This is a genomic window from Terriglobales bacterium, from assembly GCA_035454605.1.
Taxonomy (GTDB): Bacteria; Acidobacteriota; Terriglobia; order Terriglobales; family Acidobacteriaceae; genus DATMAB01.
Window position 1 is genome coordinate 1 of record DATIGQ010000002.1, and the last position, 23248, is coordinate 23248.

24 protein-coding genes are annotated in these 23248 nt (G+C 64.6%); 17 read left to right on the plus strand and 7 right to left on the minus strand.

Features of this window, described 5'->3' with window-relative positions:
* The 9 genes from VLE48_00130 to VLE48_00170 form a co-directional block, all read left to right on the plus strand.
* The coding region (locus VLE48_00130; protein HSA91392.1) for a hypothetical protein at positions 1–310 on the plus strand (310 nt) is incomplete at its 5' end.
* Positions 307–4293, plus strand: a complete 3987-nt coding sequence (locus VLE48_00135; protein HSA91393.1) for a translocation/assembly module TamB domain-containing protein — start codon at positions 307–309, stop codon at positions 4291–4293. The genes VLE48_00130 and VLE48_00135, both read left to right, overlap by 4 nt.
* 22 nt (positions 4294–4315) lie before the next feature.
* On the plus strand, positions 4316–4981 hold the full coding sequence (locus VLE48_00140; protein ID HSA91394.1) for a protein-L-isoaspartate(D-aspartate) O-methyltransferase: 666 nt from the start codon (positions 4316–4318) through the stop codon (positions 4979–4981).
* Between the two features lie 15 nt (positions 4982–4996).
* Complete coding sequence (locus tag VLE48_00145) at positions 4997–5935, plus strand: UbiA-like polyprenyltransferase (protein ID HSA91395.1); 939 nt, start codon at positions 4997–4999, stop codon at positions 5933–5935.
* Positions 5936–6100: 165 nt separating this feature from the next.
* Positions 6101–6304, plus strand: coding sequence for a cold-shock protein (locus VLE48_00150; protein HSA91396.1), 204 nt, complete (start codon positions 6101–6103; stop codon positions 6302–6304).
* Positions 6305–6425: 121 nt separating this feature from the next.
* On the plus strand, positions 6426–7550 hold the full coding sequence (gene mqnE, locus VLE48_00155) for an aminofutalosine synthase MqnE (GenBank protein HSA91397.1): 1125 nt from the start codon (positions 6426–6428) through the stop codon (positions 7548–7550).
* Between the two features lie 161 nt (positions 7551–7711).
* Positions 7712–8752, plus strand: a complete 1041-nt coding sequence (locus VLE48_00160; GenBank protein HSA91398.1) for a sigma factor-like helix-turn-helix DNA-binding protein — start codon at positions 7712–7714, stop codon at positions 8750–8752.
* A 24-nt stretch (positions 8753–8776) separates the two neighbouring features.
* Positions 8777–9946, plus strand: a complete 1170-nt coding sequence (locus tag VLE48_00165; GenBank protein ID HSA91399.1) for a hypothetical protein — start codon at positions 8777–8779, stop codon at positions 9944–9946.
* Positions 9947–10032: 86 nt separating this feature from the next.
* Positions 10033–11217 carry a N(4)-(beta-N-acetylglucosaminyl)-L-asparaginase gene (locus VLE48_00170; GenBank protein HSA91400.1) on the plus strand — a complete coding sequence of 395 codons (1185 nt, stop codon included), beginning with the start codon at positions 10033–10035 and terminating at the stop codon, positions 11215–11217.
* 74 nt (positions 11218–11291) lie between these two features.
* Here the strand turns inward: VLE48_00170 and glpX are convergent, their stop codons facing one another.
* The 3 genes from glpX to VLE48_00185 all read right to left on the minus strand — a co-directional run bounded on the left by glpX (position 11292) and on the right by VLE48_00185 (position 14112).
* On the minus strand, positions 11292–12326 hold the full coding sequence (gene glpX / locus VLE48_00175; protein ID HSA91401.1) for a class II fructose-bisphosphatase: 1035 nt from the start codon (positions 12324–12326) through the stop codon (positions 11292–11294).
* Between the two features lie 60 nt (positions 12327–12386).
* Positions 12387–13565, minus strand: coding sequence for an acyl-CoA dehydrogenase family protein (locus VLE48_00180; GenBank protein HSA91402.1), 1179 nt, complete (start codon positions 13563–13565; stop codon positions 12387–12389).
* A 181-nt stretch (positions 13566–13746) separates the two neighbouring features.
* Positions 13747–14112, minus strand: coding sequence for a hypothetical protein (locus VLE48_00185; GenBank protein HSA91403.1), 366 nt, complete (start codon positions 14110–14112; stop codon positions 13747–13749).
* Positions 14113–14221: 109 nt separating this feature from the next.
* On the opposite strand from VLE48_00185, the gene VLE48_00190 reads away from it, so the two are divergent.
* Together VLE48_00190 and VLE48_00195 are read left to right on the plus strand one after the other, a co-directional pair.
* Positions 14222–14425, plus strand: coding sequence for a hypothetical protein (locus tag VLE48_00190; GenBank protein HSA91404.1), 204 nt, complete (start codon positions 14222–14224; stop codon positions 14423–14425).
* Positions 14426–14467: 42 nt separating this feature from the next.
* Positions 14468–14653 carry a hypothetical protein gene (locus VLE48_00195; protein ID HSA91405.1) on the plus strand — a complete coding sequence of 62 codons (186 nt, stop codon included), beginning with the start codon at positions 14468–14470 and terminating at the stop codon, positions 14651–14653.
* 18 nt (positions 14654–14671) lie between these two features.
* On the opposite strand, the gene pyrF is transcribed toward VLE48_00195, so the two are convergent.
* The 3 genes from pyrF to thiD all read right to left on the minus strand — a co-directional run bounded on the left by pyrF (position 14672) and on the right by thiD (position 16937).
* Positions 14672–15433, minus strand: a complete 762-nt coding sequence (gene pyrF, locus VLE48_00200; protein HSA91406.1) for an orotidine-5'-phosphate decarboxylase — start codon at positions 15431–15433, stop codon at positions 14672–14674.
* A 24-nt stretch (positions 15434–15457) separates the two neighbouring features.
* On the minus strand, positions 15458–15934 hold the full coding sequence (locus tag VLE48_00205; protein HSA91407.1) for a septal ring lytic transglycosylase RlpA family protein: 477 nt from the start codon (positions 15932–15934) through the stop codon (positions 15458–15460).
* 175 nt (positions 15935–16109) lie between these two features.
* Positions 16110–16937 carry a bifunctional hydroxymethylpyrimidine kinase/phosphomethylpyrimidine kinase gene (thiD, locus tag VLE48_00210; GenBank protein ID HSA91408.1) on the minus strand — a complete coding sequence of 276 codons (828 nt, stop codon included), beginning with the start codon at positions 16935–16937 and terminating at the stop codon, positions 16110–16112.
* A gap of 107 nt (positions 16938–17044) precedes the next feature.
* On the opposite strand from thiD, the gene VLE48_00215 reads away from it, so the two are divergent.
* From VLE48_00215 to aroA, 6 genes are all read left to right on the plus strand, one after another.
* Positions 17045–18271, plus strand: a complete 1227-nt coding sequence (locus VLE48_00215; GenBank protein HSA91409.1) for a tetratricopeptide repeat protein — start codon at positions 17045–17047, stop codon at positions 18269–18271.
* A gap of 125 nt (positions 18272–18396) precedes the next feature.
* Positions 18397–19257 carry a hypothetical protein gene (locus VLE48_00220; protein ID HSA91410.1) on the plus strand — a complete coding sequence of 287 codons (861 nt, stop codon included), beginning with the start codon at positions 18397–18399 and terminating at the stop codon, positions 19255–19257.
* Between the two features lie 73 nt (positions 19258–19330).
* Positions 19331–19648: a PspC domain-containing protein gene (locus VLE48_00225; protein ID HSA91411.1), complete on the plus strand. Its 318-nt coding sequence runs from the start codon at positions 19331–19333 to the stop codon at positions 19646–19648.
* A 196-nt stretch (positions 19649–19844) separates the two neighbouring features.
* Positions 19845–20642: an alpha/beta fold hydrolase gene (locus tag VLE48_00230; GenBank protein HSA91412.1), complete on the plus strand. Its 798-nt coding sequence runs from the start codon at positions 19845–19847 to the stop codon at positions 20640–20642.
* A 172-nt stretch (positions 20643–20814) separates the two neighbouring features.
* Entirely contained in the window at positions 20815–21222 is a 408-nt protein-coding gene (locus tag VLE48_00235) for a hypothetical protein (GenBank protein HSA91413.1), read from the plus strand.
* Positions 21223–21329: 107 nt separating this feature from the next.
* Entirely contained in the window at positions 21330–22619 is a 1290-nt protein-coding gene (gene aroA, locus VLE48_00240; protein HSA91414.1) for a 3-phosphoshikimate 1-carboxyvinyltransferase, read from the plus strand.
* A 159-nt stretch (positions 22620–22778) separates the two neighbouring features.
* Here aroA and VLE48_00245 read toward each other — a convergent pair.
* Positions 22779–23248 (minus strand): hypothetical protein (locus VLE48_00245; GenBank protein ID HSA91415.1); only part of this gene is annotated, 470 nt, incomplete at its 5' end.

Here is a 23248-nt window from a genome sequence, read left to right on the forward strand (position 1 = left end):
CTGGCACGACCTGCTCGCCCGGTACGGCCTGACCGAAGCTATCCTCCGCCAGCGCCTGGCCATCCAACTCAACCTGGAGCGTTATATCGACCAGCGTTTTCGGCCCAATGTCTTCGTCGACCCGCCTTCGGTCGAAACTTACTATCGTGACCAACTCGCGCCGCAACTTCGCGCGCAGAACGCACCCGTGCCGCCGGTGGCCGAAGTGCGCGCCCGGATCGAGCGCGTGCTGACGGAGCAGCGCGTCAACGAGTTGGTCACCACCTGGTTGCAGGCACTACGCGGACAAACGGAGATTCAGGTGCGATGAGCCAGCCCACTCCCAAGCCGCGACGCCGTGGTAAGTGGCTGCTGCGTCTCTTCATCCTGCTGTTGGTGAGCATGTTGCTCGCGGGCTGGTACCTGTCGAGTGAGGCTTTTGAAACTCGTTTGCGTACCGCTTTGGTAGAAGGCATCGAGCGCGCGACCGGCGCCCGAGTTGATATCGGTTCCTTCCACTGGGACCTCTGGAGCCTCGCCTTCGAGGCTCGCGACTTGGTGCTGCACGGACGCGAGCCGACCGGAGAACGCCCCTTCGTCCACGTCGATTCGGTGCGGGTGCGACTCAAGGTGCTTTCATTCTTCAGTCCCAGTTTTGGCGTGCGCGAGATCGCGGTGACACGGCCCACGGTCCACCTAATCACCTTCCCCGACGGCGCCCTCAATCTGCCCCAGCCGCAAGACGCCCGGGAACTGGGCAGCCCACCGAATGTCGCGGCCTTGTCCGTGGACCGCCTCGACCTTGCGAGCGGTGAGCTGTTCTGGAACGAACGCCGCGTTCCGCTCGATCTAACCGTTCGGAATGCCTCCCTCTCCCTGGCCTATCGCGCGCTGGAGCGCCGCTATGACGGCGACCTTTCTCTGGACGCCATCGAGCTTCATTACCGTGCCGCGCCCCCGCTTGCATCGCATACGCGCGTGATTTTCCGCCTTTGGGCGAAAGCCCTCGAGATTACCAGCCTGCAGTGGAACTCGAAGGGTTCTCGCCTGGAGGCGACAGGCCGAGTGGATGACTTTGCCAATCCGGAGCTGAGGGTGGACTACTCCGGCGCTTTCGACGTTCGCGAGTTCAGCCCTGTTCTTCAGCTTCCGGCACTTCGCGCCGGGCAGATCGAGATCAGCGGCCAGGGAAGCGGCCCGCTGTCGGCGTTTTCCTCGTCAGGAAGGCTGCGCTGGACCGGCATCGCCTGGCAGGCTCCTTCGCTGCGCCTTTCCGGAATCGCCGGGGGAGCGCAGTTTGCAGTCGACCGGGAGCGACTCGAGATCTCTAGCCTCTTTGCCCATGCGCTGGGCGGCAACGTTGCCGGGTCGGCGGCGTTGTACCGCCGGGCGCCACGAAATGCCGGCGGATCGCCGGCACAGGAAGGCACGGCGAATCTCAAGCTCACCGGTATTCAACTCGGCGCGCTGGCGGCTGCTCTGTCCGCGGACCCGCTTCCTCTCTCGCGCCTGAACGCCGCCGGCAGCGTGGGAGGCACCGTGAAGCTAGCCTGGCGCGACACGCTTGCGGCCGCGGGCTGGGAGTTTTCGCTCGATGTCTCGCCGCCACCAGCGCTTCAGCCGGGAGACTGGCCCGTCACGGGCGCTCTCGTGGGCGCCTATCGTCCCGCCGCCGGAATGCTCCGAGTCGAACACTTGGAGCTGGTCACCCCGGCATCGCGTCTGGAGGCCGCAGGAGCGCTGGGTTCGCCGGGCGATTCGCTGCGGCTGTCTTTGGCGTCGGATCAACTAGCCGAAGTGCGCACCGTCATGGATGTGCTCGCTTCCGCGCTTCCGCTCCAGCTTGAGCCCGAAGGCCGCGCCGCTTTCGAAGGGCATCTCTCCGGCAACTTGAAGTCCCCACGCCTCGAGGGTCAACTGACGGCCGCGGATTTTGGTGTCATCCGGCCTGCGAGTGCCGATGCCGGTCCGCTCGCTCTGCGTTTCGACTCTCTCTCGACCCGTCTGGTCTATTCCGCCGAGCGCCTTGAGATTCGCGCAGCCGAGCTGCGACATGATGCCGCGTCGATCACCTTCGACCTGGCTACCGAGCTTCGCAACGGCCGTTTCACGGAAGCCGCGCCGTTGACTGGGCATCTTCGTGTGCGCGACGCCTCCCTGGACCGGCTGCAGTCCTTCACCGGGACTAGCTACCCGGTTCGGGGAACCCTGGATTTCGAGTTTTCTGCCCGCGGCACCTGGGTGGATCCGCGGGGAGAAGGAAAGTTGGAAGTAAGGCAAGCCGAACTCTTCGGTGAGCCTTTCCGTGCATTCGCCTCCGGGATTCGCATGCAACACGGCGAGATCCAGCTGGGCGAACTCCTCATTGCGCAGAACGGCGGGCGCGCCACCGGTACAGCCGCCTGGCGCTTCGCCGATCGTTCCTTCCGCCTCGACCTCGATGGGTCGGGTTTCCAGCTTTCCAGTTTCCGCCGCCTGCAGCATCCGCGCTTCTCGACCGACGGTCGGCTTTCATTCCAACTGCAAGGCCACGGGACAGCAGCGGAACCGGAAATCTCGTCGGATGTTCGCTTGACAGGTCTCGTGCTCAACGGGGAAGAGGCCGGCGACCTGGAAGTCCACGCCGCGACGCGTTCCGGAACGCTGCACCTGACCGCTCGTTCCGCTTTTCGCGTGGGCGAGCTCACGGCCGACGGCCAGGTCGGCCTGCAGGAGGGCTGGCCCGCCCGTCTTTCTCTGCGCTTCTCCCGGCTGGACGTCGATCCGCTGCTGCGTGCGGTTGTTCCCGGTCGCATCACCGGGCACTCCGCCGTTTCCGGGCAGCTCGACCTTACGGGTCCGCTTGCGGATCGCCAGAGCTTGGAGCTCGAGGGTGAAATATCGCAGTTAGCTGCCGAGATCGCCGGCGTGGAGTTGGCAAACGACGGCCCCATCCAGTTCGCTGTGAGCCAGGGCGCCCTGAATCTGAAACGCCTCCACATCGTCGGCGAAGGAACCGACCTCTCGGCGCAAGGCCGGGTCGAGTTCCTCGGCGCGCGCCGCCTGGATTTGCGCGCCGAGGGCCGGGCGAACTTCCGCCTGCTGCAGTCCATCGACCCCAACTTCCAGGCATCCGGCGATGCCACGGTAGACCTCACGATCACCGGCACCGCGCAGCAGCCCAACCTGCTGGGCAACTTGCGCATTGCGGATGCTTCGGTAGCCTTCATCGACGCGCCCAACGCCCTGAGCAACATCAATGGCCACATGACCTTCAACCAGAACCGGTTGCAGATCGAATCGCTCACCGCGCGCACCGGTGGGGGGACGCTGGACCTTGGCGGCTCTATTGCCTATTACCGGGGCCTCTTTTTCGACCTCACCATTCGCGGCCGTGAGATCCGGCTGCGCCATCCTCCCGGCGTCAGCTCAGTGGCGGACGCAGACCTGCGGTTCGTGGGCTCGGCGGGGGGCTCGTTGCTCTCCGGCGAGGTTACCGTGCGGCGTTTCAGCGTCAGTCCGAAGTTCGACTTTGCCGCCTATCTGGCCACGCAGCGCACCCCGATGGCCCTCCCCGGCCCTGCCGACATCGTGGAAAGGATGCGCTTCGACGTGCACGTGGTTTCCACGCCCTCGCTGGAGGTCCAGACCTCTCTCGCGCGCATCTCTGGCGACGTGGATCTGCACGTGCGCGGCACCGCGGCGGCCCCCGCCGTGCTCGGTCGCATCGACATCTCCGATGGTCGCGTCACGTTTGGCGGCACCGACTACCGCATCAACCAGGGTGAGATCACGTTCTCCAATCCGGTGCGCGTCGAGCCGGTGCTGAATCTGGACGCCTCGGCCCGTGTCCGTCAGTACGACATCTCCATTGGGCTGCACGGTCCTCTGGACCATCTGACCACCAGCTACCGCTCGGACCCGCCGCTGCCCACGCCGGATATCATCGCCCTGCTGGCCCTCGGCCGCACCCGCGAGGAGACGGTCCTGACCCGGCAAACCACGGACACCTTCGGTGAGGATGTGGCCAACACCGTGCTGGGCTCCGCGCTGAATGCCACGCTCAGCAGCCGCGTGCAACGGCTGTTCGGCGTAAGCCGCATCAAGATCGATCCCCAGGTCGGCGGCCCGGAGAACAATCCCGGCGCCCGCCTGACCATCGAGCAGCAGGTTTCGCCGCAGGTGACCCTCACCTACATCACCAACCTTTCCCAGTCCTCGCAGCAGGTGATCCAGGGCGAGTTTTACCTCAGCCGCAATGTTTCCCTGGTGGCGGTGCGCGACCAGAACGGCATCGTCGGTTTCGAGTTGAGGATCCGGCAGCGAAAGAAGTAAAAAGGGAGGTCGAGGGAAGGGCGTGGCCGGCGCTTCACAAGCCGATCCTTACCGGATGCGCCGCCTGGCCATGGTGGAAGTGCAGCTCCGTGCACGCGGCATCCGGGACGAGCGTGTCCTGGCCGCTATGGCGCAGGTGCCGCGCCACCTCTTCGTGCCGCCGGAGCACCACGATGACGCCTATGGCGACTTTCCGCTGCCCATCGGCGAGGGCCAGACCATCTCCCAGCCCTACGTGGTAGCCGCGATGCTGGAGGCGCTGGCGCTGCGGCCTGAGGACGTCGTGCTGGAGATCGGCACGGGATCCGGCTACCAGACAGCGTTGCTCGCCGAGCTGGCGCGCGAGGTCTATAGCATCGAGCGCCAGCCGCGCTTGGCCATGCGCGCGGAAGAAGCCCTCCTTCGGCTGGGTTACACCAACGTTCACGTGCGCGTAGGCGACGGCACCCTGGGATGGCCGGAGGCCGCTCCCTTCGAGGCCATCATCGTTGCCGCCGCCGCGCCGCAGGTTCCACCGTCGCTCTTCGACCAGCTACGCGAAGGCGCCCGCATGATTGTGCCGGTCGGTTCCACTTTCGCCCAGGAGCTGCAGCTCATCCGCAAACAATCCGGCGGCACCTTCGTGACCCACCTGGATGGCTGCCGTTTTGTGCCCCTCATCGGCCGCGAGGGCTTCTCCGGCTCCTGACAAGCCGGCTGCGGCGTGCGGTTTACGGGCGGCATACTCGACCCGCTGCTCGACCGTCCATTCTTCCCATCGCGCCGCTACAATCTTCTTGTGCCCCTGCTGCGCGACATCCGAACCACTCTGGAGATGATCAAGTGGGAGCATTCCGTCTTCGCGCTCCCGTTCGCACTCTGCGGAGCCATGCTGGCGGCCGGCGGCTGGCCGACGGCACACCAGCTCCTCTGGATCGTGGTGGCCATGGTGTCGGCACGATCCGCGGCCATGGCCTTCAATCGCCTCGCCGACCACGCGCTCGATGCCGCCAATCCCCGCACCCGCACTCGCGCCCTGCCGACCGGCACGCTTTCGCGCCGCTTTGTCTTCCTGTTCGTGCTCACTGCGTCCGCAGGGCTCATCTTCGCGGCGGCGCAACTCAACCCCCTCGCGTTCGCGCTTTCTCCTGTCGCACTGGCGGTGATTCTGCTTTACTCGTACACCAAGCGCTATACCCGGTGGTCACACCTCGTCCTGGGTTTTGCGCTCGGAATTTCCCCGGCCGCGGCCTGGATTGCCGTCCGGGGTTCATTCGACCCACGCATTCTGGTCCTGACCGCCGCCGTCACCCTCTGGGTGGCAGGCTTCGATATCCTCTACGCCTGCCAGGATTACGACTTCGATCGGGAGCAAGGCCTGCACTCCATTCCCAGCGCCTTCGGTATCGCTTCCGCCCTCTGGATTGCCCGCGTCCTGCACGGCCTGATGCTTCTGCTCCTGGTCGCCCTGATGGCCCTGTTCTCGCTTGGTACCCTGGCCATGGCCGGGGTCGCAGTCGTCGGACTACTCCTGGTCTACGAGCATGCCCTGGTGTCGCCTCGGGACCTCAGTCGGCTTAATGCCGCGTTCTTCACCCTGAACGGCGTGATTTCCCTGGTCTTTTTCGCATTCGTAGCCGGCGACCTCCTCCTCCGCCCCTAGCCACCCCGAATTGGCTCTACCAAACCCTTGACTTTCCCCCTATAATCGCCCTTGAGTCTGGCGTGGTGAGCGACGGGTTCTCATGACTGAAGCCCCGGGGCAGAATGGCCCTCGGGGCTTTTGTCTTTTGGGGCCCGCGGCCAGCAGCAAGGAGCAACAGCAGCGATGAGGGAAAGAGGCACGGTGAAGTGGTTTAATGCCACGAAGGGGTACGGTTTCATTCAGCGGGAGAAGGGAGGCGACGTATTCGTCCACTACTCCGCCATCCAGTCCGATGGCTACCGCACGCTTAACGAGGGCGAAACAGTAGAGTTCGAGGTTACCCAAGGACCGAAGGGACTGCAGGCATCCAACGTCGTCCGCGTCTGACGGACCCAGTCTCCAGCCGGTGATTTCATTCAGTTCACCGCATCCGTTCGTTTCCTAGGGTTCGCCCGTTCACGCGCCTGCTGAGTACGGGCGGTAACCATGCGGTATCATCGACTTGCGCATGACACACTCCTTTCAGACCGACGACCCGAGCCTGGTTCCCATCCACGAAAAGGTGATGTCGGGCGTACGTCTGAATCCTGAGGACGCCCTTGCGCTCTACCGTTCCGGAGATGTGCTGGCGTTGGGCTGGCTTGCCAACCATGTCCGCGAGCGCATGCACGGCAACGTGGCCTGGTTCAACGTCAACCGCCACATTAATCCCACCAACGTCTGTGTGGCGGCCTGCCGGCTCTGCGCATTCGGCCGCAAGCAGGACGCTCCCGGCGCCTACACGATGGCCCTGGAAGAGGCTTTTCAGACCGCGGCCTCCGGCTGGACCGATGCGATTACCGAGTTTCATATCGTCGGCGGCTTGCATCCCGACCTGCCCTTCCAGTACTTCCTCGACCTCATTCGCGGACTGAGGGAACGCTTCCCCCAGGTGCACCTGAAGGCCTTCACCATGGTGGAGGTCGCCTACCTGGCGAAGCGTGCCAAGCTCTCCATTCGCGAGACCCTGGAGCAGCTCAAGGCCGCCGGGGTGCAATCTCTGCCTGGGGGCGGAGCGGAGATCTTTGCCGACCGCATCCGTCACATCATTTGCGACCACAAGATCGATGGCGACCAGTGGCTGGATACCGCTCGCATCGCCCACCAGATCGGCCTACGCTCCAACGCCACCATGCTGTACGGACACGTCGAGACCGACGAGGACCGCGTCGACCACCTGCTCAAGCTCCGCGCCCTGCAGGACGAAACCGGCGGCTTCCAGACCTATATTCCCCTGGCCTTCCACCCGGAGCACACCGCCCTTCGCCATTTGCCCAAGACCACCGGCCTGGCCGACATCAAAAACATCGCCATCGGCCGCCTGGTGCTGGACAACTTCTCCCACATCAAGTCGTACTGGCAGATGGTGACGCCCAAGGTGGCCCAGGTCACGCTGCGTTTCGGCGCCGACGATATCGACGGCACGGTAGTCGAAGAGAAGATTTACCACGATGCTGGCGCTACTACCCCGCAGGGCCTCCGCCGCCAGGAACTGATCCGCCTCATCCGCGAGGCTGGCCGGGAGCCCGTCGAGCGCGACACTCTCTACCGCCCGGTTACTCGTAACGACGCCTCCTTCACCGTGGCTGTCTGATTCCCCCTTCTGCACAAAAGTCAAGTTGAAAAGGTTGCGGTGGGTCGGGTATCAGCAGATTTGCCCTTGACACTTTTCCTCGGGGTGTAAAATCGGGTTGTCGGCAGTCGTCAGCCGGCCCGAGTCGTGGGTGCAGTGGACTCGCTCATTCCGAGGCTCCCATGAACGTGCACTTCAGTTACAAAACCGCCAAGACCCCCGATGTCGAGAAGGAATTCCAGGCCCAGGTAGAGAAGCTCGAGCGCCGCTTGCACGCTTTCCGCCCGGAGCTCGTCCATCTCCACGGCAGTGTGGAGCCCAACTCCTCGCGAGCCTCCGTCAGCGTGGCCCTGAACTTGCGCCTGCCCTCCGGGCAACTGGCCGCGCACGACTCCGCGCCCACCGCCGTGCAGGCCGCCAAGGCCGCCTTCTCCGACCTGCTGGCGCAGCTCAACAAGCACAAGGAACTGCTGCGCAACCAGCACAAGTGGCGCCGCCGCGCCGGCCGCCAGGCGGTTCCCGCGGTCCCGTTTGAGAAGACCGTGGCCGCCGTGACCGCCCCCAGCGTCACCGACGCCGACATCCGTTCCTATGTCAATGTGAACCTGGCGCGCCTGGAGCGTTTCGTGGATCGCGAACTGCGCTATCGCGAGGCCAGTGACCTGATTGAGCCGGGCTGGATCACGCGCGACGAGGTGATCGACGAAGTGATCGCCACTGCCCTGGCCGACGGCGAGGAGCGTCCCCAGCCGCTGTCGCTAGAACGCTGGCTCTACCGGCTTTCCATCCGTGCCCTTTCGGAGATTGACGCGCGCAACCACGAGCATGTTCCCACGGCGGTTCCGCTGGAAACCTCGGCGCGCAAGCAGAACGTCCGCGCTTCGGACGATTCCCAACTCCAGTATCACCAGCCCGATGAGCTCTTACTCGAAGAAGAGGTCATAGCCGACCGCCGCGCCCTCACCCCTGAGGAGATCGCGGCCTCCGACGAGATCCTGCAGCAGGTCGAGAGCGCGCTTTTGCACGCCCCGGCCCGCGACCGGGAAGCCTTCGTCCTGTTCGCCATTGAGGGCTTTACCGTCGAGGAGATCGCCGCGGCTACCGACCGTTCCGTAGACGACGTCCGCGCCTCGATCGCCGCCGCCCGCGAGCACCTGCGCCGTACGCTCCCGGGCCCGGAGGTCTTCCGTGAGCGCGTCTTGCATTACTCCAAGACAGCCTGATCCTGGTTTCTTCCGGAGGCCCTTATGATTACTCGCGACGAGCTTCGCCATCTGGCCGAATTGGAATCGCCGGAAGGTGGTGCCGTCAGTTTCTACTTCCAACCCATCCCGCCCCAGGACAAGTCCCATCACGGCGAGGTCGTGGCCGTGAAGGAAAAAGTTCGCGACGCCCTGCGCCGTCTGCCGGCCAACGGCGGCTCGGCCGCAGGTATCCGTCGCGACCTGGAACGCATCCTGGCCATGAACGAACTCTGGCACGGCGATCACCATCGCGCCCGCGCCATCTTCGCCTGCCCGGCGCGCGATTTCTGGCGCCAGTATGACCTGCCTGCCCGTCTTGGGCGCACCGAGGTGTTCCTCAACTCCCGCTTCCAGTTGCGGCCCCTGTTGGCCCTGGGCGAGCGGCTTTCCCGCTGCCTGGTCGTGGGGCTCGATCGTGAGCGCGCGCGCTTCTTCGAGCTCGTCGTGGGCGAGATCCGCCTCAAGGACGAATTCCGCAACGAGCTGCCGCCCCACGGTGCGAGTGAGGGATTTCTGGGTTATGACGCCGGCCACTCGCAACGCCACCTCGATGCGGAAGCGCACCGGCACTTCCGCCGCGTCGCCGCCCGCGCCCGTGACCTGATGCTCACCGGCGGCTGCGACAAGTTGCTCGTCTTCTGCCGTGATGACGTCTGGTCGGAGTTCGAGCCCCTGCTGCATCCCTATCTCAAGGGACGCCTGCTGGGCCGCAATTCGCTCGATCCTGTGCAGACCACGCCCGATGAGATCCGCGACCACGTCGAGAAGCGTCTGGATGAGCTTGAGACGGCGCACCGCGGCAGCCTGGTGGAGGAAGTGCTCGCGGAGGCGCGCCGCAACGGCCGGGGCGCCCTCGGCTTGCGCCGCGTGCTGAACGCCTTGGAGCGTGGCGAGGTCCAGACCCTGGTGCTCGACGAAGGTTTCCAGGCCCAGGCCGTCGAGTGTCCGCACTGCGACCACCTGGACTACCGCCTGGTTTCGAGTTGTGCCGTATGCGGCCAACCCACCCGGGAACTGGAGAACGTTACCGACCATCTGGTCACGCGCGCGCTGCGGGGTGGGGCGAACCTGGCCTGCGTCGCCGAGCACGCCGAGTTCTCGGCCGCCGGCCGTATCGGCGCCCTCCTGCGCTTCCGCGCCGATCGCAGTACGACGCAGGCCATCGCCGGATAGACGAACCGGCATCCGTCGTTTGACACCGCGAGGGCGGCCGTTGGCCGCCCTCGTGCTATTCTTCCGCTCTTCCCAGGAGGTCCTCCATGAAGCCTTCCCGCCGGGATTTTCTCGTCGCCGGCAGCATGACTGCCGCCGCCTTGGGGCTTGACGTCGCGGCCCAAGAGCCGGCTTCTTCTCCCCGCCGACCCGCCATCATCAGCAAGGTGACCGGAAGTCAGTCGCAGGAGGGCGCCTACCAGATGCTCGAACGCGGCGGCGACACGCTGGACGCTGCTCTCTTCATCTGTCGCGCCCAGGAAGATGATCCCGCCGACGATTCAGTCGGCCTTGGCGGCCTGCCCAACGAGGAAGGTGTAGTCGAGCTCGACGCCTGTTGCATGCACGGCCCTACGCGCCGTGCCGGGGCCGTGGCTTCCGTGCGCGGCATCAGGAACGTCTCCATGCTCGCCAAGACGGTCATGGAGCGCACCGATCACCTCCTGTTGGTGGCCGAAGGCGCCGCGCGCTTTGCCCGCGCCCATGGCTTCCCGGAGGAGAACCTGCTGACGGACCGTTCCCGCAAGACCTGGCTCCTATGGAAGGAGACCATGTCGCGCGCCGACTCCTGGGGGCCCGGTCTAAGCGATCCAAAGTGGACACCTCCCACTGCAAACCCACCCCAACAGGCCTTCCGGGAAAAGATTCGCTGGATGGAGGAAGTCGCTGCACGCCTGGGCATCGAGCCGGGGTTCCGTCGCGACGCTATCGAGCGCGTGCTCTTTCCGCCGACCGGCACCATTCACGTCTCGGTCGTCAATGCAAAGGGTGAAATGTCCGGCGCTACCACCACCAGCGGTCTTGCCTGGAAGATTCCCGGCCGCGTCGGCGATTCGCCCATCATTGGGGCCGGCTGCTGGACCGATCAGGACGTAGGCTCCGCTGGGGCCACCGGCCGCGGCGAGGAATGCATCAAGATCTGCGGTGCGCACACGGTCGTGGAAAACATGCGCCGTGGCATGGAGCCCAAAGAAGCCGGCCTGGACGCCTTGCGTCGCATCGCCCGCAACTTCAACAACGACATGACCCGGCTGCGCTTCGTCGAGATGATCTTCTACATCCTGCGCAACGATGGCGCCTACGCTGGAGTCTCGCTCTGGAGTCATACCTCCAGCGGCAAGCCCGCCCGCTTCGCCATCCACGACGGCAACCGCCGCATTGAGGATTGCGTCCCGTTGTTCGAAGGCACGCCGGTGGAATGGCCGCCCGCGGAATGGCAAGCGGCCAGCTAGGATGAAGTTAGGGGCCGGGCCTTTTTTGGGCTCAGCGTTCACTGAGAACTGAGAACCGGGAACTGAGACCTCACTTAGGCGAACCGCACCTTCACATCCTCCCGCTTCTCCAGGTGGATTGAATCCACGAACCGGACTTTTCCGGTCTCCATGGTCATGATGAGGGAAGTAGTCCGCGTGCCTTCGCCGAAGAAGCGCACGCCACGCATGAGCGAGCCGTCGGTCACGCCGGTGGCGGCGAAGATGATGTTCTTGCCCGGCGCCAGGTCTTCCGTCCGGTAGATTCTCTTCTTGTCCTTGATGCCCATCTTGGCGATGCGCTCTTCCAGTTGCGGTTTGTCGATCACCAGCCGTGCCAGGATTTCGCCGTTCAAGCAGCGCAGCGCTGCCGCCGTCAGCACTCCTTCCGGAGCTCCGCCGGTGCCCATCACCGCGTGCACTCCGGTGCCGATGACCGCCGCGCTGATGCCGGCCGAGAGATCTCCGTCGCCGATCAGTCGAATGCGCGCTCCAGCCTTGCGGATATCGGCAATCAGCTTCTCGTGCCGCGGCCGGTCCAACACGATGACCACCAGGTCTTCGACGTCACGGCTGAGGCGTTTGGCGATGGCTTTCAGGTTGTCCGCTACCGGCGCGTCCAGATCCACGGCCCCCTTGCATGACGGACCCACCACCAGCTTTTCCATGTAACAGTCGGGCGCGTGCAGCAATCCGTGACGCTCGGAAGCCGCCAGCACCGTGATGGCGTTGGGTGCCCCAGTAGCGCACAGGTTCGTGCCTTCCAGCGGATCTACCGCGATGTCCACCTCGGCAAACTCCACGCCGTCTACCGGCGGCGCGCCGACCTGCTCACCGATATAGAGCATGGGAGCCTCGTCGCGTTCACCTTCGCCGATCACGATGGTGCCCCGCATGGGCACGGTGTCCATCGTCCGCCGCATGGCCTCCACGGCCACATGGTCGGAATGTTTGCGCTCGCCCTGGCCCATGGTCTTCGCGCACGCAATGGCGGCATCCTCTACCACCCGCAGAAACTCCAGGGCCAGCTCGAACTCCATGTGCTTCGAAAAAGTGTTGGTCTTGCTTTCGGGCTTCACCTGCGTCGCCATCCCTCCTCCTCGTGCCTTCGCTGGTCGCTGAGGGCTGAGTGCTGACTGCTGACTGCTGCGCTAGAACGCGTCGATTCCCGTGATTTGCGATCCGATGATCAAGGCGTGAATGTCGTGCGTTCCTTCGTAGGTCTTCACCGATTCCAGGTTCATCATGTGCCGCATGATGGGATAGTCGTCGGCCACTCCGTTGGCTCCCAGTATGTCCCGCGCCAGCCGCGCGCACTCCAGCGCCATCCATACGTTGTTCCGCTTGGCCATGGAGATGTGGTAATGCTGCGCCCGCCCTTGGTCCTTCATGCGACCCACCTGCAGCACCAGCAGTTGCCCCTTGGTGATTTCGCTGATCATCCACACCAGCTTCTCCTGCACCAGTTGGTGCGAGGCGATGGGCTGGTCGTGGAACTGCTTGCGCACCTGCGCGTACTGCAGCGCGGTGTCGTAGCAGGACATGGCTGCTCCTACGCCTCCCCACGCGATCCCGTAGCGCGCCTGGTTCAGGCACATCAGCGGAGATTTCAGGCCGCCCGATTTCGGCAGCAGATTGCACGCTGGTACCCGCACGTCCTGCAGCGAGAGCCCCGAAGTCACTGACGCCCTCAGCGACCACTTGCCGTGCACGTCCTGTGCCGAAAAGCCCGGCCGGTCGGTTTCCACGATGAATCCGCGGATCTTGTCGCCCTCGTCCGTCACCTTGGCCCAGATGATGGCCAGGTCGGCGATCGTGCCCGAGGTGATCCACATCTTCTCCCCGTTCAGAATGTAGTCGTTGCCGTCCTTCTTGGCGCGTGTCAGCATCCCCCCCGGATTGGAGCCGAACTGCGGTTCGGTCAGCCCGAAGCAGCCCAGCTTCTCGCCCTTTTGCATCGCCGGCAACCACTTCTGTTTCTGCTCTTCGCTGCCGAACTCGTAAATGGGATACATGCACAGCGCCGACTGCACGCTCACGAATGAGCGCAAGCCGCTGTCGCCGCGTTCCAGTTCCTGCATCACCAGGCCGTACTCCACGTTAGACATCCCCGCGCAGCCATAGCCCTTCAGGCTCGCCCCGTAAAAGCCCAGGTCGCCCATGGGCTTCACCAGCTCGCGCGGAAAGCGCCCGTCACGGTTGCACTGTTCGATGATGGGGATCAGGTTCTCTTCGATGAACTTGCGCGTGGTGTCGCGCACCAGGCGTTCGTCTTCGTTCAGCAGGGAATCGAACTCGATAAAGTCCACTCCCTTGAATTTCATGGCCATGACGGTCTTCTCGCTTCGGATTTGGGCTCGATGATGGCTCGGCAGGGCGGGCGCTCGCTGCGGCGCGTCCGCTCGGTAAGACCCTTAGAAATTAACAAACGCCGCGGGAGGGTGTAAACAAACAACGGGCCGCCGGCCCTCCGGCCTGCGGCCCAACCCGATCGACAACCGGGCTCTGGGACTACTCCACCTGCATCGACGCTACTTGGATAGTGTCTCCCTCCACCGTCCCCGTCACCGACACACGAATGTCCTTCTCCTTGGCCAGGGCCGCCAACTGCTTCTTCGCTTCCTCGTTGCCCTTGGCGTCGAACTTGACCACCTTCTTGTCCGCCGTCAGCACCGCGTAGCCGCTCTTCACGCAGTCAGGCATCTGCAGGCATTCCTTGCTGTGCTTGGCGCCGAAGGCCTCGCCTTCGGAGGCATGCTCGCTGCTGCACATGATGTCCACCAGGTGTCCGTTCAGGGTCTGTTTCTTGCCGCCCGCCAGGGCCACGGTGGCCGCCACCGCCACCATCATCAGGGACAACAAAACTCGCTTCATCATTTCTCTCCTTGGGATGTTCGTCGCAGCTCCTTCAGGAGCCACTACCGTAATAGATTGCCCGCTCGCAGCAAGGTTACGGCGCGCGCCCCCGGATTACAATGGAGTCCCGATGCCCGGGCACTCCGTTCCCACGCCGGCCGCTTCCGGAAGCCGCCGCTTCACCTTGCGTCGCGCCGCCCTTGTCCTGTTTGCTCTTTGCCTGGGCTTCAGCATCTGGACGCAGGACCTGCGGGCGGTTATGCTGTTTGTGCTGGGTTTTTTGCTGTATCTGTTTATCGGTGTCGGAGAGTGGCGCGGCCAGCACGACCGCTAGGTCCTTCCCACCGACGCCTTCATTTCCAGGGAGAATTCATTCATGCGAGGCGCAAAAATCGCCAAGACGGCCGACCGTCAGAGGGTCATGGATACGGCCAAGAGCACCGACTGCCCCAAGTGCGGCAAGCCCACCCGCGTCGTCAAACGCGTCAAGGACCGCGAGCGCGGCGTTCCCGGCGGCATCTTCATTTCCTGCTCGGCCTGCGACTTCTGCGAGAAGCTGTAGGCTGCCGGCAGCCTGGTCTCAGGCTGAAACCACTGCCGAGCGCCCTTCCGCCGCTCGTTTGATTTCCGCCACTAAGGCCCGCGCGGCTTGCTCAGGGTCTGCGGCTGCCGTGATCGGCCTTCCGACTACGATGTAATCCGCCCCTGCCCGGATCGCCTCGGCGGGCGTGGCCACCCGCGCCTGGTCGCCGGCTGCGCTTCCTCCCGGCCGCACTCCGGGCGTTACTATGACCATTTCCGGGCCGAACTCCCGCCGCAGGTCGGCAATCTCGTGCGGCGAAGCTACCACGCCACCGCACCCCGCCTGCTTGGCCAGCCGGGCCAGCCGCACCACCTGGTCGGTGAGCTTGCCCGGAACCCCGATCTCGCCCAGGTCGGCCTCTCCCAGGCTGGTTAGAACCGTTACGGCCAGGACCAGGGGAGGCTTCTGAGCCCTGCTCGCCGCCTCCACCGCCGCCTCCAGCATCTTGCGCCCCCCGGAGGCGTGGACGGTCAGCATGGAAACGCCCAGATTCGCCGCCGAGAGCACGGCTCCGGCCACGGTATGGGGGATGTCGTGGAACTTCAGGTCGAGGAAGACCTTCCGGCCGGCTCCGGTCAGTTCCTTGACCAGATCCGGGCCTTCGGCCGTGAACAGCTGTTTACCGATTTTGTAGCACCCGGCCCCGGAACCGATGGCTTGGGCGAGTCTTTGCGCTTCCGCCGCCGAACCGACGTCCAGCGCCACAATCAGCCGCTCGGCGGCGCTGGCGGGCGGACGCGGACCGGCGACAGTGGGCATCGCGCCCAAGTCTATACCCGGCCCTCAGTCCAGGCCAGACAGATTGTGGACTTGTGCGAAGGTGGCGGGAGGCTCGACCACATCCAGCCGCACCCGGGCGATTCCTCGGTCACGGAAACCCAGCAACTGGGCGACGCCCAGCGAGAGGTCAATGATTCGGTTCTCGGGTACCGGGCCGCGGTCGTTGACGCGCACCACAACCCATCGCCCGTTCTTCAGGTTCGTGACCCTAACCCATGTCCCTAGAGGGAGTTGCCGGTGGGCGGCCGTGAACTGATACATGTTGAAGGGTTCACCGCTGGCCGTGGTTCGCCCGTGAAAGCGCCTACCGTACCACGAGGCTTTCCCAACCTGGTAGGGCTTGTTCTGAGCCCTTTTTTGGCGTGCTTTGGCTTGCAGGCCCGCTTGAGGCTTGGCCTTCGGGGTAGTTCGAGTCGGTTCCGCCCCTCCGGCGACCGCCAGAAGCATAGCGGCCACCAAGCCGGCTAAAACTCGTCTCATTCAACCTCCGCGGTGAGTAACGCCTAACTCGCTATACTCACTCCGCCACCCCAAGATTATCCGGTAACTATATGAAAAATAGTAGGAAAAGTCAAGTCGCAAGCCGGTTAAGAACTGAAACGCCAGCCTTGAAGGCACCCCACGAACTGGTGCAGGTCTGGCGGGACGGTTGCGGCTAGTCCTGCCCGGAGCGAGGTGGCTGCTCCATACGAAATAGATGGTGGATGGGTCCGCTTCCGTGGCCTAGCGGAAAGGATCGTGCGATCGCCTGGGTCACGTAGGCTTTGGCCAGAACCACGGCATCGGGGATCTGGCGGCCTAAGGCCAGGTTTGAGGCCAGGGCGGCGGCAAAGGCACAGCCCGTCCCGTGGGTGGAGGTGGTTGTCTGCCGCTCCGATGCAAACTCGGACTGCTCCGGCCCTGCCTTTCCCGCCACGCTGAGCAGGTCCACCGCCCGCTCCAGGTGGCCCCCGGTCACCACCACGACCTTGGCGCCCATCCGGTGGAATTCCTGGGCAGAGGCCTTCATCTCCGCCAGGTTGGTGACCGGTTTACCGGTCAGCCGGGCGGCCTCGTCGATGTTGGGGGTGATTACGGTGGCCATCGGCAGCAGCCGGCGGGTCAGGCGTTCGATACCCTTTGGGTCCAGCAGTTCCGCTCCCGAGGTCGCCCGAATCACCGGGTCCAGGACCACGTTGGGAAGGCCGCGCGCCTCCAGAAAGTCCGCCACCGCGTCCACGATCGGCGCCGAGACCAGCATTCCGATCCTCACCGCCGCCGGCGCCAGGTCGGCCACCAGTTCGTCCAGTGTCTCGCGGACCAGTCGCGCCGAGACCGCCTCCACCCGCCGTACCCCGGTCGTGGACTGCACCGTCAACGCCGTGATGCAGGCGATACCGTAGCACCCATGCGCCGCGATGGTCTTGATGTCCGCCGACACCCCGGCCCCCGATGACGGATCGAACCCAGCGATCGTCAGCACCACAGGCGGCGCCGAGGGCATACGCGCGCACTCTAACGGAATCCCGCCTTAGTGGGAAGAGCCAGCCTGCGGGTCCCTGAGCTCGATGGGCGCCTGCCTTGCGGTAAACTCGACCCTGAACTGCTTCTATGTTTCTCGCTCGCCTGCGTTCGCCCATCGTTTTGCTGCTTGCGTTGGCTCTCGGCCTGCCTGCTTCCAGGCCCATGCTCAGCGCCGAAGCCCCGTCCTTGCGTCCGCCTTCGGGCACAAGATTGGATCCGCTCACGCGTTCGGGCTTCGAGGCTTACTACAGCCTGGACTACGACACTGCCATCCGCGACTTCGAGCGCGTCGCTTCGGCCAATCCCAACGATCCCTTCGCGCTGAATCACCTGCTTTCCGCCGTACTTTTCCACGAGCTGTACCGCATCGGCGCCTTTGACACCGGCCTCTACGCCAACAACAGTTTTCTCGAACGCAAGCAGCTCCCACCTGACCCCAAAGCGGGCGCCCGCATCAAGGAACTCATCGGCCGCGTGACCGCGCTCTGCGACCAGCGCCTGGCCGCGAAGCCGGATGACCTCGAGGCCCTCTACGCTCGTGGCGTGGCTCGCGGCATGCAGTCCACCTACATGGGCCTGGTGGAGAAGAGCTGGATTGCCGCGCTGCGCAACGCCAAGGGCGCCCGTGACGACCACGAGCGCATCCTCCAGCTCGACCCTGGCTACGTCGACGCCAAGACCGTGGTCGGAGTGCACGAATACATCGCCGGCAGCCTGCCTCTGTTCGTCAAAGTCGCGGCCTTCCTGGCGGGCTATCGGGGCAACCGCGAAAAAGGGCTTCGCTACCTCTACGAGGCGGGTAACGCGGGCGGGGAAAGCGCCGTGGACGCCAAGATCGCTCTCGGCCTCTTCCTCCGCCGCGAGCAGCGCTACGATGAAGCCCTCGGCGTCGCCCGCAGCCTCACCACGCTCTACCCGCGCAACTTCCTCTTCGCTTTGGAAGTGGCCAACATCCTCAACGACTCCGGGCACGGCCCGGAGGCCATCACCGCCTACCAGCGCGTGATCGAGAACGCGCCGCGCTTCTACCAGCCCCACCTGGAACTGGCCTATTTCGGCCTGGGCGAGAGCCTCAAGGGACAGCGGCGCTACGCGCAGGCGGTCGACGCCTACGCCAACGTCTCCAAACAGCCCCAGGTCGAGGCCGAGCTCAAGCTGCGCGCCAACCTGTACGCCGGGCAGATGTACGACCTCATGGGACAGCGCCGCCAGGCTCTTGAGCGCTATCAAGCGGTACTTGCCGCTGCCCCGACGGACTCGCGCTGGGCTGACCTAGCGCGCAAGCATTTGAAAGAACCGTTCCACGAAAAATAGCCCGCGGCGAGAGCCCCGCACCCAAATAGCCGCACGATTCTCTTCCAGGAAAGCGCTCACCAATCCTTCCAAGTGTCGTCGAACGGGATATAGTCGTACCCTGCAAGGACTTGGAGGACAGTCTCATGCGCGTCGTGGGTCGCCTGCTCGCCGTGCTCTCGCTATCGCTCGCCGCTGCCGACCTGGCGTTCGCGCAGGCCTGGTCGCCGGATGGAAATCGGATCGCCTTCTCGTTTTTTGGCGAGAACGAAGAAGTGTACGTAGTAAACGTAAACGGAACAGGGCGCGTGCAATTGACGCACCACCCGAAAATGGATTTCGGGCCGCAGTGGTCGCCCGGCGGGTGTTGCCTCGTGTTCCTGTCGCAACGCGACGGCAACGAGGAGCTCTACCGCGTTGGGCCCGACGGAGCGGGCCTCCACAGGCTCACGAACCGACCCTCCGAAGAAGGGGATGGCCACTGGTCTCCCGACGGAAAGCGGATCGTCTTCCACTCCGATCGTACGGGCAATATGGAGATCTTCGTGATGAACGCCGACGGGACAGGTGCGGTGCAGCTCACGGAGCACGACAAGAAGGATTTTTCTCCGCGTTTTTCACCCGATGGCACGCAGGTGGTGTTCGCCTCCGACCGGGCTGGCGATGACGAGATTTTTGTGATGAAGGCCGACGGAAGCGAAGTCCGGCAGGTCACCCGCATGCCGGGAACGTTTGAGTTCCATCCTGCGTGGTCGCCAGATGGGAAGAAGATCGCGTTCGTCTCCAAGAAGGGCCCGGACGGCGACGCAGATATCTGGATCATCAACGCCGACGGCACCGGCGCCGCCAACCTCACGAGCACGGCAACCTCCGATGAATTTGCTCCCCACTGGTCGCCCGATGGCACCCGCCTTTCCTTCGCGCGTTACGTCGAAGGGAAGCCGCCGGAGCTATGTATCTATTCCCTCCAGGATTCGCAGGTGAGGGTGATCGCGCAGGGACCGTAGGCGCGGCCCCACGAGCTTGTTCACGGAACCTTCCTCTGTCCCGTTCGTATAATCATGTGAGGAGGGGCTTTCCATGTACTGCAACTACTGCGGCAAGGTCATCCAGGACGACGCCAACCTCTGCGCCTATTGCGGCAAGCGCGTGGGCGTGGTCGTGGCCCGTAAGCGGCTCATTCGCCCGCGCCACGGCCGCAAGATCGCCGGCGTCTGCCAGGGCTTCGCCGAATATTTCGACCTCGACGTCACCCTGATCCGCGTCGTCTGGGTTCTGGTCGCCTTGTTCGGCGGCGGCGGCGTGTTGGCCTACGTCATCGGTTGGATCGTGATGCCCGAGGAGCCCGAGATTGTGGCCGCTCCCGCGGGAACCCCAGCCGAGGCCCGCAACCACTGAAGCAGTCCCGCCGGTCTCGAGCAAGCAGCGGTACATTGGTCTAGCGATGAACACGCTTGGCGTGTGCGCGTAGAGGTGGGGTGGGAGAGCCGGGCTTTAGCCCGGCGTTACGACGCGACGGCGCGAGGGCTTTAGCCCCGAGCTCTCAAATCACCAAATCACAGATTCCCTCGCTGGTTTATCATTCCTCCCTGCCATGCACACCGTCAGCCGTGACGCCGATATCTTCTGCCAGATCCTGGGTGACGGCCCGCCGGTGGTCCTACTGCATCCCTTTCCCACCCACCACCATTTCTGGCTGCCGGTCGCCGATCTGCTGGGTTCGCGCTACCACCTGCTGCTTCCGGACCTGCGTGGTCACGGCGAATCCACCGTAGGTGATGGCCCCGCCACCATGCAGAAACACGCTGCTGATCTCGCCCGCGTCTGCGACGCCGTGGGCGTCGGCCGCGCCGTGTTTGCGGGCGTTTCCATCGGCGGATACATCCTGTTCGAGTTCTGGCGCCGATATCCCGAGCGCGTTTCCGCGCTCATCCTGGCCAACACCAAGGCCGGAGCGGACACGGAAGAAGGCCGCCTCGCCCGCCTGCGCTCCGCCGACGAAGCCGAAGCCCACGGCACCGAGCCTTTCTTTCAGTCCATGCTCCCCAAGCTCATCGGTGAGACCACGCGCGCCACACGCCCCGATCTGGTTGACTCCGCGCTGAAGATGATGCGGGTGATGTCTGCGCCCGCTCTGGCTGCCGTCCAGCGCGGCATGGCGGAACGCCCGGATTCCTTTCCCACGCTCAAGACCATCAAGGTACCGACGCTTGTCCTCGCCGGAGCCGAAGACACGCTCACCCCGCGCGCGGAACAGGAACGAATCCAGCAGGGCATCGCCGGCAGCCGCCTTGAGGTCATCCCGCGCGCCGGCCACTACAGCCCCTTCGAGCAGCCCGCCCACGCCGGCAAGTTAATGCGCAGCTTCCTCGATTCGCTCAATATCGGCTGACGTGTGAAAGGTATCGGGACTTGGGTGGAGCAGGGCTTTCAGCCCTGCATCTGGCAGTCCCTAGATATTGTCATTCCGAGCGAGCCCGAACGCCGCGGGCGCAGCGACGCGGGAAGCGAGGGCGAGTCGAGGAATCCCTATAGCCATTCACCCTGATAGAATCTCAACCGCCATGCTGGAAACACACCTCATCCCGCCTTCCACTCGCGTCACCGCCAACGGCGACGGCGCGGCTGCGGACATTTCCACCGCCGGCCATCGCGTCTTCCTGGCTACCCTCGCCATCACCGACATCGTCGAGCAGGAAGCGCTCGACGTCAGCATCTGGGGCTCGGCCGACGGCGCCGCCTGGGGCAGCCAGCCGGTCGCGCGCTTCCCGCAGAAGTTCTACCGCGGCCAGCACCCGTTGCTCGTCGACCTCACCGCCGACCCGGACATCAAGTTCCTGCGCGCCCATTGGGAGGTCAACCGCTGGGGCCGCGGCTCCCTCAGCCCCATGTTCGAGCTCAACCTCAGCCTGCGCGAGGTTCCCAAGGACGTGCTCGACGAAGTTTCTACCGCCGCTCGCGCCCGCACCTAAGGACTCGTGCGCTTAGGCCCGAAGCGAAAGTTCTGGGTTTCGTTCATAGTTCACACTGCATAGTTCACACTTCTAGCCGCGCCGCCTCCGTATAAACTCGACTCAGCGTGTCCCTCGACCTCGCCATTCGTCCCGCGCGCAACCTGCTCGGCGCTCTCCGGCTGCCCGGTGACAAGTCCATCTCCCACCGTTACGCCATCCTGGCCGCGCTGGCCGCGGGCGAGTCCCGCCTGGAGAACTTCTCCACTGGCGCTGACTGCGCCTCCACGCTCGCTTGCTTGAGCGCGCTCGGCGCCACCGTGACCCGAACCGCAGCGGGCATGATCAACATTCTCGGCCGCGGCCCGGTGCTCGCCGCTCCCCAGGGTTCGCTCGACTGCGGCAACTCCGGCTCCACCATGCGCATGTTGGCCGGCGTGCTGGCCGCGCAACCCTTTCAAAGTCAGCTCATCGGTGACGCCTCGCTCTCCCGCCGTCCGATGGCCCGTGTCATCGAGCCGCTCACGAAGATGGGCGCTTCCATCACCGCCTCCGATGGAGCCTGCCCGCCGCTGCGCATCTCCGGCGCCGGTCTCCGCGGCATGGATTACGCCCTGCCGGTGCCCAGCGCCCAGGTGAAGACCGCGGTGCTGTTTGCGGGCCTGCTGGCCCAAGGCGAGACCTCGGTCTCCGAACCTGTGCGCACTCGCGACCACGGCGAACTGGCGCTCGAAGCCTTTGGCGCCCGCCTCACCCGAGCCCTGGGACGCGTTTCCATTCAGGGCGGCCAGCCGCTGCATCCGGTCGCAATGCGCATCCCCGGCGACATCTCGACCGCCGCTTTTTTCCTCTGCGCCGCCGCCCTGTTCCCGCAATCGAACCTGGTTCTGGACGACGTCCTGCTCAACCCCACGCGTTCCGCCCTGCTCGACGTCCTCTCTGCGCTGGGCGCTCGGGTTTCCATGCTCAACGTCGAAGACCGGCTGGGCGAGCTCGCCGGCACTATCCGCCTGGAGCCGCGTCCTTTAGGCGGCGTCCGCATCTCCGGCGTCCAGACCGTTGCCCTGATCGATGAATTGCCGGTGCTGGCCGCCATCGCGCCCTACACCGAACAGGGCATCGAGATCCGTGACGCCGCTGAGCTGCGCGTCAAGGAGTCGGACCGGATCGCCGCCGTCGCGCAAAACCTGCGCGCCCTGGGCGCTAATGTGGAGGAATTTCCCGATGGCCTGCGCGTCCCCGGCGGTCAGCCACTCAAGGGCGGGGAAGTGGACTCCTTCGGCGACCACCGCATCGCCATGGCCTTCGCCGTCGCTGCCCTGCGCGCCCAGGATCAGGTCGTCATCCGCAACGCCGACGCCGCCCGTGTTTCTTTTCCGGAGTTTTTCGAGACGTTGGAGAAGCTTGTGGAGCGCTGAAGCCGCCGAGCTGCATGTGAGGACTGAATGCCGGAACGCTGGGAGAGCCGGCCTCGGGTGGCAGGAAAGTCAGCTTCAAGGAGCATTAGCCCTGGGGGCAACTGAAGAGAACGACGCCGCTCAAACCACCAAATGAGCAAGTAACCAAGATGAATTGATTCACTGACTCACTGATTCAAGCTGTTTCTTCGGTACTTTCACATCGCTCGCCAGTCCCACCGCCGCCATCGCCCGGATGAAGTACCACCCGATATCCACTTCCCACCACTTCCATCCGAAGCGTGCCGAGTTGGTCTGCGAATGATGATTGCGATGCCAGTTCTCGCCCCACGCGGAAAGTTGCAGCGGTCCCAGCCACCACAGGTTCTTGCTGGAGTCGCCCTTGTGCTCGCCCAGGTGGGTCAGGCTGTTCACCGCACACTGCCCGTGGAGCGAGTACACCATGCGCAGCGCGCCCATCCAGAAGAATCCCTCCCAGCCGAACAGCAATCCCCACAGCAGGGAAACAATGATGATCGGCGTCTCCATCCGCGTCCAGAAATGGTAGATGGGTTTGTTCAGGTCCGGAGCCCACTTCTCCAGGCTCTCCGGAGGATTCTGGTACAGCCACCTGAGGTGCGCCCACCAGA

Bases quoted from the DNA above. Each gene is read 5' to 3' on its own strand.
- VLE48_00190 (HSA91404.1), top strand. From the start codon at position 14,222: ATGCCCGGGCACTCCGTTCCCACGCCGGCCGCTTCCGGAAGCCGCCGC.
- VLE48_00220 (HSA91410.1), top strand. From the start codon at position 18,397: ATGCGCGTCGTGGGTCGCCTGCTCGCCGTGCTCTCGCTATCGCTCGCC.
- VLE48_00230 (HSA91412.1), top strand. From the start codon at position 19,845: ATGCACACCGTCAGCCGTGACGCCGATATCTTCTGCCAGATCCTGGGT.
- VLE48_00170 (HSA91400.1), top strand. From the start codon at position 10,033: ATGAAGCCTTCCCGCCGGGATTTTCTCGTCGCCGGCAGCATGACTGCC.
- VLE48_00135 (HSA91393.1), top strand. From the start codon at position 307: ATGAGCCAGCCCACTCCCAAGCCGCGACGCCGTGGTAAGTGGCTGCTG.
- glpX (HSA91401.1), bottom strand. From the start codon at position 12,326: ATGGCGACGCAGGTGAAGCCCGAAAGCAAGACCAACACTTTTTCGAAG.
- VLE48_00225 (HSA91411.1), top strand. From the start codon at position 19,331: ATGTACTGCAACTACTGCGGCAAGGTCATCCAGGACGACGCCAACCTC.
- VLE48_00215 (HSA91409.1), top strand. From the start codon at position 17,045: ATGTTTCTCGCTCGCCTGCGTTCGCCCATCGTTTTGCTGCTTGCGTTG.
- VLE48_00160 (HSA91398.1), top strand. From the start codon at position 7,712: ATGAACGTGCACTTCAGTTACAAAACCGCCAAGACCCCCGATGTCGAG.
- VLE48_00205 (HSA91407.1), bottom strand. From the start codon at position 15,934: ATGAGACGAGTTTTAGCCGGCTTGGTGGCCGCTATGCTTCTGGCGGTC.
- VLE48_00185 (HSA91403.1), bottom strand. From the start codon at position 14,112: ATGATGAAGCGAGTTTTGTTGTCCCTGATGATGGTGGCGGTGGCGGCC.
- VLE48_00165 (HSA91399.1), top strand. From the start codon at position 8,777: ATGATTACTCGCGACGAGCTTCGCCATCTGGCCGAATTGGAATCGCCG.
- pyrF (HSA91406.1), bottom strand. From the start codon at position 15,433: ATGCCCACTGTCGCCGGTCCGCGTCCGCCCGCCAGCGCCGCCGAGCGG.
- thiD (HSA91408.1), bottom strand. From the start codon at position 16,937: ATGCCCTCGGCGCCGCCTGTGGTGCTGACGATCGCTGGGTTCGATCCG.
- mqnE (HSA91397.1), top strand. From the start codon at position 6,426: ATGACACACTCCTTTCAGACCGACGACCCGAGCCTGGTTCCCATCCAC.
- VLE48_00195 (HSA91405.1), top strand. From the start codon at position 14,468: ATGCGAGGCGCAAAAATCGCCAAGACGGCCGACCGTCAGAGGGTCATG.
- VLE48_00180 (HSA91402.1), bottom strand. From the start codon at position 13,565: ATGGCCATGAAATTCAAGGGAGTGGACTTTATCGAGTTCGATTCCCTG.
- VLE48_00235 (HSA91413.1), top strand. From the start codon at position 20,815: ATGCTGGAAACACACCTCATCCCGCCTTCCACTCGCGTCACCGCCAAC.
- VLE48_00150 (HSA91396.1), top strand. From the start codon at position 6,101: ATGAGGGAAAGAGGCACGGTGAAGTGGTTTAATGCCACGAAGGGGTAC.